General features: G+C 35.2%; 18 protein-coding genes and 1 pseudogene. 14 read left to right on the forward strand and 5 right to left on the reverse strand.

Going from position 1 to position 20,055, the window contains the following annotated elements; genetic code table 11:
- Nucleotides 1–33: 33 nt before the first annotated feature.
- Together AC23MB_RS11600 and AC23MB_RS11605 are read left to right on the forward strand one after the other, a co-directional pair.
- Nucleotides 34–1,368 carry a dihydroorotase gene (locus tag AC23MB_RS11600; protein WP_312322491.1) on the forward strand — a complete coding sequence of 445 codons (1,335 nt, stop codon included), beginning with the start codon at nt 34–36 and terminating at the stop codon, nt 1,366–1,368.
- On the forward strand, nt 1,340–1,987 hold the full coding sequence (locus AC23MB_RS11605; RefSeq protein ID WP_313028720.1) for a lysoplasmalogenase: 648 nt from the start codon (nt 1,340–1,342) through the stop codon (nt 1,985–1,987). Before AC23MB_RS11600 ends, AC23MB_RS11605 begins: the two co-directional genes overlap by 29 nt.
- Nucleotides 1,988–2,041: 54 nt before the next feature.
- On the opposite strand, the pseudogene AC23MB_RS11610 reads toward AC23MB_RS11605, so the two are convergent.
- Nucleotides 2,042–2,446: pseudogene (locus tag AC23MB_RS11610) on the reverse strand (carboxymuconolactone decarboxylase family protein).
- Between the two features lie 223 nt (nt 2,447–2,669).
- Here AC23MB_RS11610 and AC23MB_RS11615 point away from each other — a divergent pair.
- From AC23MB_RS11615 to AC23MB_RS11625, 3 genes are all read left to right on the forward strand, one after another.
- The gene (locus AC23MB_RS11615) at nt 2,670–3,548 is read left to right on the forward strand and encodes an SDR family oxidoreductase (RefSeq protein WP_313028723.1); all 879 of its coding nucleotides are present in this window, start codon (nt 2,670–2,672) and stop codon (nt 3,546–3,548) included.
- A 124-nt stretch (nt 3,549–3,672) separates the two neighbouring features.
- Nucleotides 3,673–5,874, forward strand: coding sequence for a M1 family metallopeptidase (locus tag AC23MB_RS11620; protein WP_487787321.1), 2,202 nt, complete (start codon nt 3,673–3,675; stop codon nt 5,872–5,874).
- A 168-nt stretch (nt 5,875–6,042) separates the two neighbouring features.
- On the forward strand, nt 6,043–6,753 hold the full coding sequence (locus AC23MB_RS11625) for an AAA family ATPase (RefSeq protein ID WP_487787322.1): 711 nt from the start codon (nt 6,043–6,045) through the stop codon (nt 6,751–6,753).
- Between the two features lie 43 nt (nt 6,754–6,796).
- Here the strand turns inward: AC23MB_RS11625 and AC23MB_RS11630 are convergent, their stop codons facing one another.
- Nucleotides 6,797–7,003, reverse strand: a complete 207-nt coding sequence (locus tag AC23MB_RS11630; RefSeq protein ID WP_409529544.1) for a T9SS type A sorting domain-containing protein — start codon at nt 7,001–7,003, stop codon at nt 6,797–6,799.
- On the reverse strand, nt 6,910–7,158 hold the full coding sequence (locus tag AC23MB_RS11635) for a hypothetical protein (RefSeq protein ID WP_487787323.1): 249 nt from the start codon (nt 7,156–7,158) through the stop codon (nt 6,910–6,912). The genes AC23MB_RS11630 and AC23MB_RS11635 overlap by 94 nt, the downstream gene beginning before the upstream one ends.
- A gap of 607 nt (nt 7,159–7,765) precedes the next feature.
- Between AC23MB_RS11635 and AC23MB_RS11640 the strand changes: the two genes are divergently transcribed.
- Nucleotides 7,766–9,628 (forward strand): M1 family metallopeptidase, encoded by a 1,863-nt coding sequence (locus AC23MB_RS11640; protein WP_487787324.1) that lies wholly within the window; start codon nt 7,766–7,768, stop codon nt 9,626–9,628.
- A 63-nt stretch (nt 9,629–9,691) separates the two neighbouring features.
- Here AC23MB_RS11640 and AC23MB_RS11645 read toward each other — a convergent pair whose 3' ends face one another.
- Nucleotides 9,692–11,062, reverse strand: a complete 1,371-nt coding sequence (locus AC23MB_RS11645; protein ID WP_487787325.1) for a phosphatase PAP2 family protein — start codon at nt 11,060–11,062, stop codon at nt 9,692–9,694.
- Nucleotides 11,063–11,408: 346 nt separating this feature from the next.
- Between AC23MB_RS11645 and bamJ the strand changes: the two genes are divergently transcribed.
- Nucleotides 11,409–12,110 carry a BamJ family beta-barrel-assembly machinery protein gene (gene bamJ, locus AC23MB_RS11650; protein WP_313028734.1) on the forward strand — a complete coding sequence of 234 codons (702 nt, stop codon included), beginning with the start codon at nt 11,409–11,411 and terminating at the stop codon, nt 12,108–12,110.
- 94 nt (nt 12,111–12,204) lie between these two features.
- On the opposite strand, the gene clpB is transcribed toward bamJ, so the two are convergent.
- Complete coding sequence (gene clpB, locus AC23MB_RS11655; RefSeq protein WP_487787326.1) at nt 12,205–14,796, reverse strand: ATP-dependent chaperone ClpB; 2,592 nt, start codon at nt 14,794–14,796, stop codon at nt 12,205–12,207.
- A gap of 448 nt (nt 14,797–15,244) precedes the next feature.
- Between clpB and AC23MB_RS11660 the strand changes: the two genes are divergently transcribed.
- From AC23MB_RS11660 to AC23MB_RS11690, 7 genes are all read left to right on the forward strand, one after another.
- Nucleotides 15,245–15,502: a hypothetical protein gene (locus tag AC23MB_RS11660; protein ID WP_313028740.1), complete on the forward strand. Its 258-nt coding sequence runs from the start codon at nt 15,245–15,247 to the stop codon at nt 15,500–15,502.
- A 124-nt stretch (nt 15,503–15,626) separates the two neighbouring features.
- Nucleotides 15,627–16,427, forward strand: a complete 801-nt coding sequence (locus AC23MB_RS11665) for an enoyl-CoA hydratase-related protein (protein ID WP_487787327.1) — start codon at nt 15,627–15,629, stop codon at nt 16,425–16,427.
- A gap of 1 nt (nt 16,428) precedes the next feature.
- On the forward strand, nt 16,429–16,848 hold the full coding sequence (locus tag AC23MB_RS11670; protein WP_487787328.1) for a PaaI family thioesterase: 420 nt from the start codon (nt 16,429–16,431) through the stop codon (nt 16,846–16,848).
- A gap of 86 nt (nt 16,849–16,934) precedes the next feature.
- Nucleotides 16,935–17,546 (forward strand): hypothetical protein, encoded by a 612-nt coding sequence (locus AC23MB_RS11675; protein WP_487787329.1) that lies wholly within the window; start codon nt 16,935–16,937, stop codon nt 17,544–17,546.
- Nucleotides 17,547–17,584: 38 nt separating this feature from the next.
- Nucleotides 17,585–17,875, forward strand: coding sequence for a winged helix-turn-helix domain-containing protein (locus AC23MB_RS11680; protein ID WP_313028747.1), 291 nt, complete (start codon nt 17,585–17,587; stop codon nt 17,873–17,875).
- Nucleotides 17,876–18,212: 337 nt separating this feature from the next.
- Nucleotides 18,213–19,580: a DUF4153 domain-containing protein gene (locus AC23MB_RS11685; protein ID WP_487787330.1), complete on the forward strand. Its 1,368-nt coding sequence runs from the start codon at nt 18,213–18,215 to the stop codon at nt 19,578–19,580.
- On the forward strand, nt 19,552–20,052 hold the full coding sequence (locus AC23MB_RS11690; RefSeq protein WP_487787331.1) for a hypothetical protein: 501 nt from the start codon (nt 19,552–19,554) through the stop codon (nt 20,050–20,052). Before AC23MB_RS11685 ends, AC23MB_RS11690 begins: the two co-directional genes overlap by 29 nt.
- Nucleotides 20,053–20,055: the final 3 nt, after the last annotated feature.

The raw sequence follows: 20,055 nt of genomic DNA on the forward strand, positions 1-20,055 counted from the left end.
ATAATCTGAAATTTAATATCTAAATAAATAAAAGTGAAAAGTCTTATCAAGAATGCTAAAATCGTCAACGAAGGTCAAATCTTCGAAAGTGATTTGCTAATCGAAAATGATTTAATTTCAAAGATTGCTAAAAATATTCCCGAATCCGAAGCGGACAAAGTGATTGATGCAACTGGGAAATATCTTTTGCCAGGTGTCATTGATGACCAAGTGCATTTCCGCGAGCCAGGATTGACGCATAAAGGCGATATCGCTTCGGAATCCAAATCGGCGATTGCTGGCGGTGTAACCAGTTTTATTGATCAACCGAATACAGTACCGAACGCGGTTACACAAGAATTATTGGAAGAAAAATACAAATTGGGCGCCGAGAAATCTTATGCCAATTATTCGTTTTCGATGGGCGGAACAAACGATAATTTGGAAGAAGTTTTAAAAACAAATCCAAAAAATGTGTCGGCAATCAAATTGTTTTTGGGGTCTTCAACAGGAAATATGTTGGTGGACAATCCCGAGACTTTGGAGAAAATTTTTAGTTCAACCAAAATGTTAATTTGCGTTCATTGCGAAGATGAAGACACCATAAAAGCGAATACTGAAAAGTATAAAGCCGAATATGGAGACGATATACCTGTAAAATTTCATCATTTGATAAGAAGTGAAGAAGCCTGTTACAAATCTTCTTCAAAAGCAATCGAGTTGGCGCAAAAAACGGGTGCAAGATTGCATATTTTCCATTTATCAACGGCTAAAGAAACGGCTTTGTTCCGAAATGATATTCCTTTAAAGGATAAAAAAATTACTGCGGAAGTTTGTGTTCATCATTTGACATTTACCAATGACGATTACGAAACCAAAGGTTCTTTGATCAAATGGAATCCGGCGGTGAAAACTCAGGCTGACAAAGATGGACTTTGGGAAGCGCTTTTGGATGACCGAATCGACGTTATTGCAACCGACCACGCGCCACATACTTGGGAAGAAAAACAAAATCTATACACAAGTTGTCCATCTGGAGCGCCTTTGGTGCAGCATTCTTTACCGATTATGTTAGAAAATTACCACAAAGGAAAGATCTCTTTAGAAAAAGTGGTGGAGAAGATGTGCCACAATCCTGCGATTTTGTTCGAGGTTGATAAAAGAGGTTTTGTAAAAGAAGGTTACAAAGCGGATTTGGTTTTGGTAGACATGGACAATCCGTGGACAATCGAGAAAGACAATATTTTGTACAAATGTGGTTGGAGTCCGTTAGAAGGTACAAATCTAAAATCTAAAATTATCCAAACCTTTATCAATGGTCATTTGGCATACGATAACGGCGTTTTCTCAGAAGAAAAACATGGCGAAAGATTGGAGTTTGATAGATAAGAAATCACGAATCACTTTGCTGATCTTAGGATTGGTATTCATCGGTGATTTATTGTTCATCGTTTTGGAGAAGGAGCCATTGCGCTTGTTCTCCAAAACTTTGTTAATGCCTTTGCTTTTATTTTTTTACTGGTTGGCAAGTCAGAAGTCGAATCAACCAAAACAAAACCTCTTTATCGCAGGCCTTATTTTATCATGGTTTGGCGATGTGTTTTTACTTTTTGATTGGGGTTTTATTGCGGGTTTAGGAAGTTTTCTATTGGCACATATTTGCTACATTTTTTGTCTTAAAAAGTTGTCGATTTCTAAAGCTTTGTGGAGTCTTCCTTTAATTATAGTTTACCTTTTTACGTTTCTCATTTTCTTGTTTCCGCATTTAGGCGATATGAAAATCCCTGTTATTTTATATGCACTTTGTATTTCGGGGATGTTGTATTTCAGTCTCAAAACCAAACAAATTTTACTCATTATAGGAGCGGTTTTCTTTGTGATTTCAGATTCAGTTTTGGCCATTAATTTATTTGTAAATCCTTCTAAAATATTAGGCTTTCTCGTGATGTTCACTTATGTTTTGGCGCAAACGTTTTTAGCTTTAGGGTTTTTAAAATCAACAAAATAAAAAAAATCACCAAGAATTTAATCAAGATGATTTTCGTATTAATTAAGAAAAAAATTACTTTGGAATTTGCAAATGCTTGCTAATACCAATTCGGTTCCAAGCTTTAATGATGTTGATTGCCATAATGATCTCTGCAATTTGTTTGTTATCAAATAATTTTTTTGCGTTTTGGTAAGTTTCCTCTGTCATTTTCAGCATCACTTTTTCCTCTTCGGTTTACAAAGTCGTTTCCCACCATGCGTTTAACAGAAAAATTCGTTGTGGTGTTTCGCCACATTTTAAGGCATCTTTTGTGTGCATATCGATGCAAAAGGCACAACCATTAATTTAAGACGCTCTTATTTTGATCAATTCTTTTTGAGTGTTGTTTAGGAAAAATGTTGACATTGTTGCATCCAATGCGATCATTGCTTTGTAAGCTGCAGGCGCGACAGTCGGCATATTTAGGCGTTGCTTCATAATTTGCGGATATATTTTTAATCAAATGTATAAAACAAAATTTATTTGGGCGCCTTTTCCGCGCTCCGTTCCCGCTATTTTGCTCCGCTGCGCTCCACAAAATGAGCTCCACTCAGCTCGGGGCGCAGATTCTGCCCCGAAACACTATTTGTCGAATAATAGAAATCCTCACAGATCGAAGAAATATTCATAACTTTAAACTTCAAAATTATAAATACATTTTATGAATTATGCAGAACCAATGCTTCGCGAAGACGCATTAAAAGATAAAGTTGCCATCGTTACAGGTGGTGGAAGTGGTTTAGGAAAAGCCATGACCAAATATTTTCTACAATTAGGAGCTAAGGTTGTAATAACATCTCGTAACCTTGAAAAACTTCAAAACACAGCAAAAGAACTCGAAGCCGAAACTGGCGGAAAAGTCCTTGCAGTTGCTTGCGATGTTAGAAATTACGATGAGGTCGAAGCAATGAAAGAAGCAGCGCTAAAAGAATTTGGCAAGATTGATATTTTGCTTAACAATGCGGCGGGTAACTTTATCAGTCCAACTGAAAGACTTTCTGCAAATGCATTTGACACGATTATCGACATCGTTTTGAAAGGTTCCAAAAACTGTACACTTTCTATCGGGAAACACTGGATCGATTCTAAAACTAAAGGAACTGTTCTTAATATTGTAACGACTTATGCGTGGACTGGTTCGGCTTATGTTGTTCCGTCAGCTACTGCAAAAGCAGGAGTTTTGGCGATGACAAGAAGTTTGGCAGTTGAGTGGGCAAAATACGGAATCCGTAGTAATGCCATCGCGCCAGGACCATTCCCGACCAAAGGTGCTTGGGATAGATTGCTTCCGGGAGATTTACAAGAGAAATTCGATATGACCAAAAAAGTACCATTGCGTCGCGTTGGCGATCATCAAGAATTAGCGAATTTAGCTGCTTATCTAGTTTCAGATTTTTCGGCTTATGTTAATGGCGAAGTTATTACTATCGACGGCGGCGAGTGGTTGCAAGGCGCAGGACAATTTAATATGCTCGACCAAATCCCAACAGAAATGTGGGATATGCTAGAAGCGATGATCAAAGCTAAAAAGAACGGATAATTTAGGTTTCTAAAATAAAAATAAAAACTTCTTCAGAAATGGAGAAGTTTTTTATTTATAACTTTGCTAGAGGTCGTTCTTGTAACAATCATAAGTTTTAATCAACCAATTTTAAAATATTTTAATGAAAATTAAATTTTTATCAAGCATTGCAATCGCGGCGACATTTCTGTTTAGCGCAAATGTTTTGGCTCAACAAAGTGGGAATTACGATTATAAAGATGTTTTTAAAGAACCTTTCTATACAACAAACGGCACCGAATTCCGTTCAGCAAGCGGGCAACCGGGACCTAAATATTGGCAACAAGCGGTTAACTATAATCTGAATATTACTTTAGATGATACGCAGAATAAATTTACTGGTTCGGCAGAAGTTTCTTATACCAACAATAGTCCTGATGCTCTGAAATTTATTTGGTTTCAATTGGATCAAAATTTATTTAAAAAAGATTCTCGTGGAAGTTCGATGATTCCGACAACTAATTCGAGATACGGTTCTAGTAGTTCTACTTTTGATGGAGGTTATACGATTAAATCTGTTAAAGTGGACGGGAAGGACGCTAAATACACGATTAACGATGCGCAAATGCAAGTTGATTTCCCAAAAGAATTAAAAGCTAATGGAGGTAACGCTAAAATTACTATTGAATATTCTTTTATTTCGCCAGAAAATGGTGCGGACAGAATGGGCGTTTTACAAACTAAAAACGGTAAAATTTTCACAATTGCGCAGTGGTATCCGCGTGTTGCAGTGTATGATGATCTTAGAGGTTGGAACACAATACCATATCTTGGGCCGTCTGAATTTTATTTAGAATACGGAAATTTTGATGTTAGTATCACGGCACCTAATAATCTTTATGTTGTTGGTTCTGGTGAATTATTAAATCAAAAAGATGTATACACTGCCGAACAAAATAAAAAATGGAACGAAGCAGCAAATAGCGAAAAGACGGTGACAATTCGTTCGGCGGCGGAAGCAAATACGGCTACGAAAAGTACAGGAACAAAAACTTGGAAATTCAAAATGAACCAAAGTCGCGATTTTGCATTTGCGGCGTCTTCGGCGTTTATTTTGGATGCAGCGAGAATCAACTTGCCATCGGGAAAAAAATCCCTAGCAATTTCGGCTTATCCAGTAGAAAGTGATGGTCAGGATGCTTGGTCGCGTTCGACAGAATATACAAAAGCTTCTATAGAACATTATTCTAAACAGTGGTTTGAGTTTCCTTATCCGGCTGCGGTTAACGTTGCAGGGATTACCAACGGTATGGAATATCCAGGGATTGTTTTCTGTGAATATACCGCAAAGGGGAGTAATCTTTGGGGTGTGACCGATCACGAGTTTGGTCATACTTGGTTTCCGATGATTGTTGGTTCTAACGAGCGTAAACATGGTTGGATGGACGAAGGTTTCAACACATTTATTAATGACCTTTCGACGCAAGCGTTTAATAAAGGAGAATATTACAAAAACCCGAGTATTAGAAATATGACAAATTTCTTGTTTAATGAACGTCTAGAACCAGTTGATACTGCGCCAGATAATATGCGAGAAGCAAGTATTGGGGCATTGCTTTACTATAAGCCAGGTGCAGCGTTAAAGGTTTTGCGTGATAATGTTTTGGGTGCCGAACGTTTTGATAAAGCTTTTAGAGAATATGTTGATCGTTGGGCGTTTAAACATCCTGCGCCAGACGATTTCTACAGAACGATGGAGAATGTTGCTGGTGAAGATTTGGGTTGGTTCTGGAGAAGCTGGATCCAGAATAATTGGAAGTTGGATCAAGCGATTACCAATGTTAAATATGTAAATAACGATGCTGCGCAAGGGGCAATGATTTCGATTTCTAATTTAGAAAAAATGGCGATGCCTGTTACGATGGAAGTCAAGTATAAAGACGGAACGACTCAAGCAGTTAATCTGCCAGTTGATGTTTGGAGAAGAAATACAGAATGGACTTTCAAAGCGCCAACAACCAAAGAAATAACGTCGGTAAGCCTTGATCCTAAAGGAAATCTTCCAGATGTTAATCTGTCAAATAATGTTTTTAAAATGGATGCTGCAAAAGCTACCGAAAAAATAAATATTAGCGATTATACTGGCACTTTTAGCAGTAAACAAATTCCAGTTAAGTTTGTGTTATCAGCTGACGGTGGAAATTTAATGGCAAAATTGGGAGATCAACCTGCGTTTCCGTTAAGTTACAATGGCGACGATGTTTTTGTTTTTGAAATGGCCGAAATCAGTTTCAAATTTGCAAAAGACAAGAAAAGTTTTGACATAACGCAAGCTGGCCACACATTGACGTTTACAAAGAATTAAATTAGTAAATTAAACACTTTTTAAAGGCAGCTTCGGCTGTCTTTTTTTATTTTCTATAACAATAAACGAAAGAATGTTAAAACTAAACCTGTAAGTTTCGGAATTCTAAACCTTGAAATTACGTATTTTTATAACTTAATAAATGCGCAATATTTTTTGTTTTTGTAAATGAATATTTTAGACCTTGTAATTTTTGATCGAGAACAAGTTACCTTGGACGATGTTGTTCTGAAAGAAGCTAATAGAGACGAACTTCTTCAACTTCTAAAAGAATATAAATACATCGACGAACTCCGAAAATACAATCTTCCTGTTAATAACAAATTGCTCTTGTCTGGACATTCTGGTTGTGGCAAAACGATGACGGCGAAAGCAATTGCAACGCAACTTAACAAGCCTTTGATGATTCTTGACCTCAGCACTTTTGTGTCTGCAAGAATTGGTGAAACGGCAAAAAATCTAAAACTAGTTTTTGAAAAAGCTGAACGCGACAAAGCGGTTTTATTTTTGGATGAGTTCGATCATTTAGGAAAATCTCGCGGCAACGACGATCACGATGTTGGGGAAATGCGACGATTGGTGAATGCGATGATACAGTTGGTGGATAATTTTCCAGACAAAGCACTTTTGATAGCTGCGACCAATCATCCCGAGATTATTGATATTGCTTTGTTACGACGATTCCAAATCAAAATTTCGTACAAAATGCCAACCGATGAGGTTTTGGATAAATTTTATGATAAGCTTTTGATGGACTTTCCGAACGAGTTACAAGATTTTGATAAAAAATATCGCTTATCCTTTGCAGAAGCTAAAGATTATGCTTTTACAAAAATGAAATCGAATCTTATAAAATCTCTCGAAGAAAAAGATATTTAATATTAAAAGAAAGGCTATCAAATCTGATAGCCTTTCTTATTTGTTATTTCTTAATAAACTTGCTGCTTGCTGCACTTCCGTCCGTTAAGATTTGTTTTACAATGTAAGTTCCTTTCGCAAGTTTTCTTACATTGATTTCTTTGTCTGTTGTTGAGATTACAATCTGTCCCGCAGTATTGTAGATTTCTGTTCTTGAAACTTTATCCGCATTTTTGAAGTTGATAAGATCGGTTGCAGGATTTGGGAAAATATTGACATTAGCTGTCGAAAATACTTCTGTTGTTCCATAATATTATCTCCGTAGACGATAATATTTTGACCATTTGTCTTTTCTACATATGGATGAGGTTCACCAGATAACATCTCGTATAATATGTTAACAGGTGTCCAGTCATTAAATCCCATGCCTAAAAAATTGTTTTCATCAATTACATAAGAATCGTTCTAATATTGTAATGATGAAAGTCTTGTCCAGGTTTTTTCGGATTCTACAAATTTACCATCTAGATTTTACTTAAGAGCAATTGCGTTCCATTAGTTTTATTAGCCTCCAAGTTAAAGGGAGAATTCTGAGAAAAACTTCTTTTCTGCGGAGCATTGCTGGTGCGGAAGATTCTTTTACACTGTGCGTTGACACTTCATAATGCCAATACACATGCTAAGGCATAGAATTTTGTTGTCATATATTTCATTTTTAAGTTAGGTTCCTTTTTATTTTTCTTGATTTATTTTAAAAGTTTGTTAATGTTATTAGCTTTAATCGTCTTTTGTCAAAATAAAATTAACGGCGCTAAATATATTGTAAATTCACGAAAAACTATTTTTTATTTGATAAATTTTCATTAAAAAATTAATTTAATTAATAATAAACTTGTTTGACAGCTGTTTTTACAACAGTATTTAATGTTAATTGGTTTTAAAAAGCGCAAAATTATATTAGTAAACCATATTATTTGTTCTGATTTTTAAGCTTATAAAAAATCTTAATTTTGTTATTTAATAAATAGATTTTATGAAGAAGTTAATCAGCAGTTTTGCAGTTGTTGCTATGCTGTGGCAAGTTTCGGCGCAAGAGCTTTACATGCCTAGAAATATTAAGAAAGCTTACGAAAAAGGAACTCGTGATGTTTCTGGAAAGCCTGGGAAGAGCTATTGGCAAAACAAAGGCGTTTATGATATTAAAATAAAAGTAAATGCTGATACTAAAATCGTATTGGGTTCGGAGACGATTTCGTATTCTAATAACAGTCCAGATGAGCTGAAAACTTTAGCAATTCGATTTGTTAATAATGTTCATAAACCGCAATCGCCACGTGATGGTTACGTTTCTAAAGATTATCTAAGCGTTGGACTTACTATAAAATCATTAATTATAAATGGTGAAAAATATGATCTAAGCTCGGATTTTGGAACAGTGACTTCTGTTAAATTAAATAAAGCATTGGCTGCAAATTCTAAATCCGAAATAAAAATCGACTGGGAATATCCGCTATCTGTTGAAAGTGGAAGAGAAGGACAAATCGATCCTAACACATTTTATGTTGCTTATTCTTATCCGCGAATATCGGTGTATGATGATTACAATGGTTGGGATATGTTGGCGCACTCGGATAGACAAGAGTTTTACAATGATTTTAATGATTATAGTTTTGAGGTCTCTGCCCCTAAAAATTATGTTGTTTGGTCAACGGGAGATTTTTTAAATCCAGAAGAAGTTCTTCAAAAAACATTTTTAAAACGTTATCAAGAATCTCTTAAATCTGACAAAATTATCCATGTTGCCAACGAGTCTGAGATGAAGTCAGGTTTGGTAACTAAGCAAAATGATTGGAATGTTTGGAAGTTCAAAGCCAATCATATTCCAGATTTTACATTTGCATTGAGTAATCATTATGTTTGGGATGCATCGAGCGTCAAGCTAAAGTCAAAACGTGTCAGTGTGCAAGCTGGTTATAAAGTTGGCGCTAAAGATTTTGAACAATATACGGGTTGGATGCGCTACAACATCGATTGGTTTTCCAAAAACTGGCCAGGTGTCGAATATCCGTACAATGCAATGACGGCGATACAAGGTTACGCTGATATGGAATATCCGATGATGATTAATGACACCAGTATTCCTGATGATTTTCAAGATGCGAGGCTAACCGCTGATCACGAGATTGCGCATACTTATTTCCCTTTTTACATGGGAATTAACGAAACGCGTTATGCATTTATGGACGAAGGTTGGGCAACGACTTTAGAATATCTCATCGGGATCGATCATTCTGGAAAAGAAGCAGCTGAAAAGTTTTTTAAAAATTTTCGTGTAAAACGTTGGATTAACGATCCTTCGACAGAGCAAGATCAACCATTAATTTCGTTGACGTCACAACTTTCAGGTTCTGGTTACGGGACAAACGCTTATGTTAAATCGGCGATGTCCTATCTAGCGCTGAAAGATTATTTGGGTGATGTGTTATTTAAGAAAGCATTGCATCATTATATGGACAATTGGAATGGGAAGCATCCAATTCCGTGGGATTATTTTAACTCGATGAATGCAGGTTCTGGCAAGAATCTTAATTGGTTTTGGAACAATTGGTTTTACAGCAATTACTATATTGATTTAAAAATTAATTCGGTTTTTCAAAATAATAACTCGATTGCTTTAACGATTGACAATGTTGGTGGATTTGCGATTCCGTTCGACGTGCTTTTAAAATTTGATGATAACACAACAGAATCAAAACACTACACGCCTGAGGTTTGGGAGAAAAATCAAAAACAGTTGCTTTTAAATATTCCGTCCAATAAAAAAGTAAAATCTATAGAATTGGATGTCGGTCTTTTTATGGACTACACACCAATAGATAACCAAAAGACATTATAAGTTTCTAAATTAAATTTAATCTAAAAAAAAACGCACTTATTAACTTTAAGTGCGTTTTTTATTTTAAAAATAAGCCGTTAGCTTTAGTCCTAAACTCAGGTAAGAAATGTTTTCTTGAGCCGAAGCATTATTAAGTTCTTGCGCCATTTCTATTTCGTCAAGTACAGGCTCTTCAAATTTATATGTGATTTTTGAAGAAGTACGATAATAGTCTGCGTAAGCGGTTATTCCTAATTCATCACAAAATTTATATGTTAAATCGAGACCAGTCCCGATGCGCAAAGCATTGGATGGGATGTAGCTTGCAAGATGTAATTTTTGTTGCGTTGGGCTTTCATCCATATCATCAAATTCTGCAAATATTTTTCCAGTCGCTGCTTTAGAATAACCAACATTTGCTTTTAACCTTAACTGCAAATCTTTTGTAATGTCATGAGCGAAGTATGGTCCAACAGAAACATTGAGTAAACCAATTGACTCTGTAGCGATATTTAGATTTTGTAAATCGGGATCGTCAGTCGGTAGTTTAACAGACCGAACAGGAAAGGTGTTAAAAGAAAACTCTCCTCCCACGCCCCAACTTGTACTGAAGAAGTAAGCACCTTCTAATCCTCCTTCGAAACCGACAGTTTTCTTTTGGCTAAGGCCAGATTGTTTTAAAAAGTTAGTTGTTGCGAAGGACGCTCCAGATTTTAATGCTAAAAAAGAAGGGTTTTCATTTCCTTGTATATAACTCAAAATTCCAATATTATCACCATCATTTTTATAAAATTTATTAATGAAAAAATAACCCAACTCTGTAGATAATATTCCAATGCCTGCGCCAGTCAGTATATCTGGTAACCAATGTCTGTTATTAAAACTACGTCCAAGACCTGTAAAAGTTGCTGCGCTATAACCGGCTATACTGTAAGCAGGATTAACCAAGCCATATTCTTTATGTAAAAAAGTTGCATTAGTAAAAGCCATGGCGGTATGACCCGACGGAAACGAATTGTTTTTTGAAGCATCTGGGCGCTCGACCTTTGCAGTGTATTTGATGGTATTGACAAGAATGCCCATTATTGCTAAACTTGTAGCGTATGAAAGCGTTGCGCGGCCAATATTATTCCGTCCTTTAACGCCTGCTAATTTTAGTCCATATACAGTTACTGCTGGTGCGTATTGTAAATAATCATCATAAGGAACTTTGAAGTTGGGAAGATAACGGTTTCGATATTCTCTTATACTTTCGCGTTGGTTCCAAGTCGCTGCTGAAGCCACAAATAGAATACTCGGCGCGACAGATCGTTTTACCCAAGGATTTTGAAAAAATGTTTTTTGAGAATTATTAAATTCAGAAAGTTTTTGGTTTTGTGTACTGATGCTGTCTTTAGTTTGAGCGTTGTACAGCAAGCAACTACAAAAGCTAATAAGATTTATTGCTTTTCTCATGGTTTTCTAGGTTTTAGTTTTTTGCGTAATTTGAAATTAAATGCTATTAAAAATAATTTAACTTCAAAGCTTTTTTTAGTTTTTCCAAATTTAATAAAAAAATAAAAATATAGCTTTGAAAATTTCAAAACTCTTTTTGATTATTTGATTTGAAAAAAACATAACCTCAAATTATGTTTTCTGCTATCTATAAAAAAAAAATATTTTTAATAGAAATAGTCAACATGTATTTTTTCGCGGGGATTCTTAATAATAGAAAATTGAGTGTAAATAGAGGAGTTTCTATATTAAATGATAAATTTGCGGCTATTATTCAAACGCTTAATTTTAAATAAAATATTTTTAAATGAAAAAACAAGCTATAGCGCTATTTGTTTTAGCAGTATTCAGTATTTCTTGTGCGCATAAGGAGAAACAAGGTGCTGACAAATATACAGATGATCAAAAAGCATCTTATTATATTGGTTTGAGCATTGCTCAAAATATGAAGCAAGAAGGTTTTAAAGTAGATGCAGATCTTTTAGCTAGAGCTATTAAAGAAGAAATGGATGGAAAGCCAAAATTGTTGCCCGCTGAAGATATGAACACTTTTTTGCAGAATTTTATGCAGAAGCAAGGTGAGAAAAAAATGTCTCAAGAATCAGCAAAAGCAGGTGAGAACAAGAATAAAGGTCTAGAATTTCTTGCAAAGAATAAAACCAATGCTAATGTAAAAACTACTGCTTCTGGTTTGCAATATGAAGTTTTGCAAGAAGGTGACGGTAAAACAAAACCGACGGCAACCAGCGTTGTTTTAGTAAAATATACTGGTAAATTGTTGGATGGAACTGTGTTCGACTCTACCGACAAAAATGGAGGAGCACCAGTGGATATACACTTGGATCAAGTGATTAAAGGTTGGACAGAAGGTATTCAGTTGATGAGCAAAGGCGCTAAATACACATTTTATATTCCTTCGGATTTGGCTTATGGGGATCAAGATATGGGTGATGCTATTCCTGGAGGATCTACTCTTATTTTTGATGTAGAACTAGTGAATGTAAAATAGATTGCAAACCATATTAAAATTAAAAACCTCGGCTAAATAGCTGAGGTTTTTCTAGTTTAATATATTCTTAGGCTTCGATCAGAAACCATTTGTTTTATTCTGTCGGTCTGAAAACCAAACCAGTTTCTGGGAAATAATCCATTGTAATTCTATCGCCGTCGTTCACGTTTCCGGCTAAGATTTCTTTAGACAATTTGTTCAAAACATCTTGCTGAATTACTCTTTTCAAAGGTCGTGCTCCGAAAACAGGGTCGTAACCTTTGTTCATCAAATAATCCAAAGCATCTTGAGTTGCCGTTAAAATAATATTTCGTTGAGCCAAAAGTGAATTCAAACCTCGCAATTGATACTGTACGATTTTTCCGATATTCTTTTTGGTTAAAGGTTGGAACAATACGATTTCATCAATTCTGTTCAAGAATTCTGGTCTTAAACTTTGTTTTAAAAGGTCGAAAACTTCTTCTCTTGTTTTGTCAAGAACTTCATCGAAATTGTTGTCATCTAATTTCTCAAAGTTTTCTTGAATTAAATGCGAACCTAAATTCGAAGTCATAATGATTATCGAATTCTTGAAATTCACGACGCGACCTTTATTATCGGTTAAGCGACCATCGTCCAAAACCTGCAACAGCGTGTTGAAAACATCGGGATGCGCTTTTTCGATTTCGTCCAAAAGCACCACAGAATAAGGTCTTCTTCTTACAGCTTCCGTCAATTGTCCGCCTTCATCGTAACCAACGTATCCTGGAGGCGCACCAACCAAACGAGAAACGCTGTGACGCTCCTGATATTCGCTCATATCAATTCTCGTCATGTTGTTTTCGTCATCGAAAAGCAATTCTGCTAAGGCTTTCGCCAACTCGGTTTTACCGACACCTGTTGTTCCTAAAAACAAGAACGAACCAATTGGTTTTTTATCGTCGCTTAAGCCAGCTCTGTTTCTTCTGATTGCGTCTGCAACGGCTTGTATTGCTTCGTCTTGACCAACCACACGTTTGTGCAATTCGTCTTCTAAGTGCAATAATTTTTCTCTTTCGGATTGAATTAATTTGGTTACCGGAATTCCAGTCCATTTTCCAATCACTTCCGCGATATTTTCAGAAGTTACTTCTTCTTTAATCAATTCATTTTGATGGTTTTGCATTTCCAATTCCACCTTTTTAAGTTGATCTTCTTTTTCGCGAAGTTTTCCGTATTGTATTTCGGCAACTTTTGCGTAATCACCTGCTCTTGAAGCACGTTCAGCTTCTAATTTTAGCGCTTCTATTTCTTTTTTAATGCTGGTTAAATCTTCAGATTTTTGTTTTTCTTTTAACCATTTTGCATTAATATCATTTCTTTGTTCTGTGATTTTCGCCAAATCTTCCTTTAAATGATCGATTTTCGTTTGGTTGCCTTCTCTCGAAATAGCCGCCAATTCGATTTCCATTTGCATGATTTTTCTATCCAAAACGTCCAATTCCTCAGGTTTTGAATTGATTTCCATTCTCAATTTTGCAGAAGCTTCATCAATCAAGTCGATGGCTTTATCGGGTAAAAATCGGTCAGAAATATAACGCTGAGACATTTCTACAGCCGCAATGATCGCCTCATCTTTTATTCGTACTTTATGATGCGCTTCGTATTTATCTTTAATTCCGCGAAGAATGGAAATTGCCGATTCGGTATCTGGTTCTTCCACCATAACCTTTTGGAAACGTCTTTCAAGGGCTTTATCTTTTTCAAAATATTTTTGATATTCATTCAAAGTTGTAGCACCAATTGCTCTCAGTTCTCCTCTTGCTAAAGCAGGTTTCAAAATATTTGCAGCATCCATCGCACCTTCGCCTCCTCCAGCGCCAACCAAAGTGTGGATTTCGTCGATGAAAAGGATGATTTGTCCATCAGATTTCGTTACTTCATTCACTACCGATTTCAAACGCTCTTCGAATTCTCCTTTGTATTTTGCGCCAGCAATCAAAGCTCCCATATCCAAAGAATAAAGGGTTTTATCCATCAAGTTTTCTGGTACGTCACCCGAAATAATTCTGTGTGCAATTCCTTCTGCAATCGCCGTTTTACCAACTCCAGGTTCCCCGATAAGGATTGGATTGTTTTTGGTTCGTCTCGAAAGAATTTGCAAAACTCTACGGATTTCTTCGTCACGACCGATAACGGGGTCTAATTTTCCTTCGGCAGCAAGTTCGTTAAAGTTTTTTGCGTATTTATTTAAACTTTGATAAGTTTCCTCAGAACTTGCAGAAGTTGCTTTCGAACCTTTACGAAGTTCTTTAATTCCGCCTTCCAAAAGGCTTTTCGTAACGCCCATGTCTTTTAACATTTGCGAAACTGGAGAATTTACTTCAATTAAAGACAACCAAAGATGCTCGATGGTTACGAACTCATCGCCCATTTTCTTCGCAATATTTGGTGCGTCCAGCAATACTTTGTTTGCAGTTTGAGAAAGATAAATGTTTCCACCTTCAACTTTTGGAAGTTTCTCGATGCTTTCGCGGTTTCGGACTCTTATCAAATCGGCGTCAGCTTCGGATTTTTTCAAAAGGAAAGGCGATATATTTTCATCCACTTGGAAGATTCCCTCCAAAAGATGTTGCGGTTCGATCTGTTGGTTGCCAAACTCCACTGCTACTTGTTGTGCAGCTTGGATGGCTTCTTGTGATTTTACTGTGTATTGATTTAAGTTCATATTATGTTATGTGTTTTAATTAGTATTCAATTTTTATTCTTAAAATGTGAGTTTTAAATTATCTTTTCAGAATCTGATATTGTCATCTAAAACTCAAATTCTAAATTCAATCATTAATTCTAAATCTTCATCTGCAAAAACCGTTCTTTTATGAAATTCACTAAAATTAGGCCAAAATTTCCGAAATATTAAAATTTAACCTAAGTTTAACTTGACAAAATTTCCGAATTGATTGTTTTTGTGAGGTTTTCAGTCGGTCAATACTTCAAATATCTTTTGTTAGTGGGCTTTTCTAAAAATCAGACTATTTATTTAGGCAGCATTAATAGACCGAATGCCGTTTTAATATTATCATGTGAAATTTTGACGTCTAATTTAGATTGATGCTAAATTATTTTTAAAGATAAATTGTAAATTAGAATATTGTTAAACTCTGAAAATTAGTAGTATGAAAAATTGGAAATTTGCTTCGTTTATCGAAGTTGATAAAGAATTTAGAGTGCAAGGTCTTAATATTTGGAACCACTATTGGCATTGCTATGATCGTAATGTGGAAGTTTTGCATCCTACCAAACATCATCAATACCGTTTTAAAGAATATGAAATACCTACGCAAGAAAAATCTGTAAATTTTGTTGCAGGTGAGTTTTCTGATGGGCAAATTGGGATTTTTCTCAGAGATGAATTGCAAGAGGGAATTTTGTGAAATCACTGATATGTGGTAACGAGGTTTTGAAGATGATGTTTTAAACTATGTTTTGCGTTTTAATTTCTTTATTCAGGTTTTGTAAGTCTGCAAATAGTTTTATCTTTGGGAAAACCCTGTTGGTATGTACACACAATTTGAAGTTGAATCCCACTTTGACGGGAGATTACAAGTTATATTTCTTAATCAGCCAGAAGTTTTTAACAGCTTGAATAAAGTGATGTTAAGAGAATTACGTTCTGCGGTTGAAGCTTTCGGAAAAGATGAAACAGTTAGATGTATCGCGATTTCTGGGCGTGGAAAAGCTTTTTGCGCGGGTCAAAACTTAAAAGATGCCGTTGATCTTAAAGATCATGTTGATGATGACCGCGAAATCCAAAGAATCGTTATTGATTATTACAATCCGTTGGTCGAGGCGATTACGCATTCTAAAAAACCAATTATCTCTTTAGTTAATGGTCCCGCAGTTGGCGCTGGAGCGATGTTAGCCTTGATTACAGATTTTACTTTGGCGACAGAAAGCGCTTATTTTTCTTTAGCTTTTGCAAATATTGGATTGATTCCTGATACTGCGGGAACTTATTATTTGCCACGACTTGTCGGTCATCAATTGGCGAGTTATCTAGCTTTTACTGGTAAAAAAGTGCCAGCAATGGAAGCCAAAAAATTAGGAATGATTGCTGATGTTTTCCCAGATGCAGAATTTGCAGAGAAGTCTTTTGAAATCCTTGGACATCTTTCTTTTGCGGCAACTAAAGCGATTGGTCTAACAAAGAAAGCTTTCTTCGAAGCAGAATCTAACACGTTGAAAGAACAATTGGATCTAGAGTCGATTTATCAACAATCTGCGGCGCAGTCGCACGATTTTAGAGAAGGAATTACAGCTTTCTTAGAAAAGCGCAAGCCAAATTACATTGGGAAATAGTATGAGTAATCCTTATTTTGAAGAAGCGCAAAAACTTTATTCGCAAGATGCATTTTCGCAATGGATGGGTGTTGAATTGGTTGATGTTAAAGAAAATTATTGCCTTATCAAAATGTCAATAAAAGCAGAAATGATTAATGGTCTTAAAACCGTCCATGGTGGTGTAACGTTTTCGTTGGCGGATTCGGCTTTGGCTTTTTCATCAAATACTAAGGGCGATGCTGCGGTGGCGCTTAACTGTTATATCAACTTTATGAAAGCAGTTCGCCTTGGTGATACGCTTTCCGCAGAAAGTATTTTGCTAAACGAAACTAGAAAAACTGCCGTTTATGAGATTTCTGTTAAGAATCAAGATGAAGAGTTGATGGCGACTTTCCGAGGAACGGTTTATAAAATAGGAAATAAAGTAGCTGATTTATAGTTGATTAGTTTTAAAATTATAAGAAGTTCAAAATTTATTTTGGACTTTCATTTTAATTATTAACTTTCTATTTCAAAGTGCTTTATATGGAGTCAAATAATATTCAAAACGATTTGCAACACATCCGTCAAATGATGGAGCGTAGTTCTCGATTCATTTCTTTGAGCGGTTTGTCAGGTGTTTTCGCTGGAATAACCGCTTTGGTAGGTGCTTTTTTTGGTCATCAAGTTTTTCAAAGTAAAGATATTTCTTATTTTGATAATTCTGGAGGCGTGTACGAATTCCACTTTATCAAAAAACTATTTTTAATAGGTTTAGGAATTTTATTGGTTGCTTTGTTTTTTGGATATTTTTTTACTGCTCGTAAATCTAAACAACAGAATCAAAAAATTTGGGATGCCACGACAAAACGTTTATTGATTAATTTTGCAATTCCGTTGGTTACAGGAGGACTGTTTTCTCTAGGCCTTATTTATCAACATTATTTTGCGATGATCGCACCAGCAACTTTGATATTTTATGGATTGGCTTTGGTCAATGCGGAACGTTATACTTTGACAGATGTTAAATATTTAGGGATTTCCGAAATTGTTTTGGGATTGTTGTCCTTATTCTTTTTAGGTTACGGATTGCTGTTTTGGGCAATTGGCTTTGGCGTTTTGCATATTGTTTACGGTTTAATGATGTATAAAAAATAAGATTCGAAATAGGTTTAGAATTGTTAATATTTTAAAAAATGCTTAATATTAACTTACTCAATAAAGAATTTGAAAGTAGGGTACGACTTGGGATCATGTCGGTGCTGATCGTCAATGACTGGGTAGATTTTAACGAAATGAAAAAATTGCTGAATATCACCGATGGTAATTTAGCGAGTCACAGTTCGGCTTTGGAGAAGAGTGCTTACATCGAGATTAAAAAAGAATTTGTAGGTAAACGTCCGCGCACATCATATCGTGTAACGCAAGTTGGGAGAGAAGCTTTCCAGAAGCATATTGATGCTTTGGAAGCGATGCTGGGGAAATAGTATATTTTTTTTATCTAAAAACTTTGAAATACAAAGTACTTTGTTTTATAAATAAATCTATGATTCTTTAGGTGAAAATTTGTTAGATTCTAGGCGTCCTATGTTGCGCATTGAAACATATTTTACCTGACGAACTGGCTTTTTTTCGTTGTGATTTTAATTCCAATTAATATGATTGTGACGATTTGTTTTCTATTATTTTTCGCTGTCATGCTCTTTGTTTTTCCCGAAAAGAAAGAAGGTTTCATTAAAACACAAATCTTGCTTTGTTGCAATTTTCCAATTGTATTTCTCTTTTACATCATCATATTTTATTTAACTTTTAAATAATTTAAAAATGAAAAAAATACATTTAATTTTATGCTTTAGCATTATGTTTTTCCTACTGTTCTACGACGAATCTGCGGGAATCAATTTAGCTTTGTTGGGAGCCGTTTACTCGATTGTGATTTATGCTTTAACACCAAAATTTTTAAGATTCGAACGACTAAAAGTCATGCTAATTTTTAGTTTGGTTTCTTGTGGTGCATTTGCTTACTATGGTTATTTTATCTCATTTTTTGCGATTGTAATATCAGTGTTTTTACTTCGATTATTTTCGTTGTCAAAAGAGCTAAAACCAATTTTGACCATTCCGCTCGCAATGTGGCAAGGCTTAAGTTTTCCGTTTCGATTTTTTTCATTTAAAGAATGGCTTCCGAAAACCAACACCGAGATATGTGTACAGAAAGTTTTGGCAGTTGTGGTTATTCCGAGTGCTTTTTTAATGGTGTTTTTTGCGATTTACACTTATGGAAGCGACACTTTTGCCATCTTTTTTGGGAACATCAATTTTAATTTTAATATCTACGAAGTTCTTGCTATAAGTTTTCTTGGTTTTTTTATCGCTTTTAATGTTTGGAATATTACCATCCCAAGTTTTATTTATTCGTCGAATCATCATTTTAGAAATGATTTTGTAAACGAAGATATTGCGCAAAAACCGACTTTCGATTTTTTAGATTTAAACCTTGAGCGTTTGAGTGGTGTTGTTTCTTTATTGTTATTAAACGTGATGCTTGTTTTCTTTTTGTTCAGTTTTAATTATGAACAATTTTATGTTGGCGAATCTTCTGCAGCCGAACTCTCTGGCGCAACACACGAACGCGTTAATGCTGTCATCTTAAGTATCGTTATGGCGGTTTTGGTGATTATGTTTTACTTTAAATCAAATTTTAACTTTGATAATCAAGCAGTTTGGTTACGTCGATTAGTGTACATCTGGATTTTGCTCAATATGCTTTTGGTATTTTCAGCATTAATTAAAAATTTAGAATATGTTACAGAATTCGGTTTGACTTACAAAAGACTTGGTGTTTTTGGATTTTTGTTGATGGCTTTGCTAGGATTGGCTTTTACTTTTTATAAAATCTATAAACGAAAAACCAATCTTTTCTTAGTGAATACGATGCTTTGGGCATTTTATGGAATGGTTTTGGCTTGTAGTGTGGTCAATTGGGGAAGCTTGTCGACGCGATATAACTTGGAGAATAATAAGGGAAGTTTCGATTATTTGAAAAGTCTTAACTTTAATGATGATATTTTAAAAGAAGTCGATCCAAATTTTGAAAAGTATACAACGAGTTACTATTTTGCGGAAACCGCCAACTCAAGTTTTCTCTCAAAAAACATTTATTATGAAACATTATCTAAGCAAAAACCTTAATCTTTCAATTCTAAGCTTTGTCTTGCTGGCTTTCGTTTCTTGTAAAAAAGATACTGAAAAGACTCCTGAAGATGTACAACGGGATACCGTGACAACAGTCGAAAAACCTATAGATAGTCTTTCGATGGTCTTAGACAGGAAAACGGAAACTAACCAATTTATCGTCGATGTAGATGCGAGCAAATTACCGATAAAATTAGTTGAAGAAGTTAAATTGCAAGATCAGCAAATTATTTTAAGACTTCTGAATTATGATAAACCAACACTGAAAGCTTTTATTAAACCTGACCAAGCCGATATGAACATCCGTATCAATCAGATCAGAAAACCTGATAATACTTTTGATGGGCCTTTCAGCCAAACGGTTGATTACAAAACCCCACAAAAAGGCGAATATTGGTTGGTAATTTCTAAAAACAATATGGCTTCGGGAAATCCAATTGGTAAGTTTTTTATTAAAGTTGAAGATTAAATT

The organism is Soonwooa sp. T0.1_25 (genome assembly GCF_057652215.1).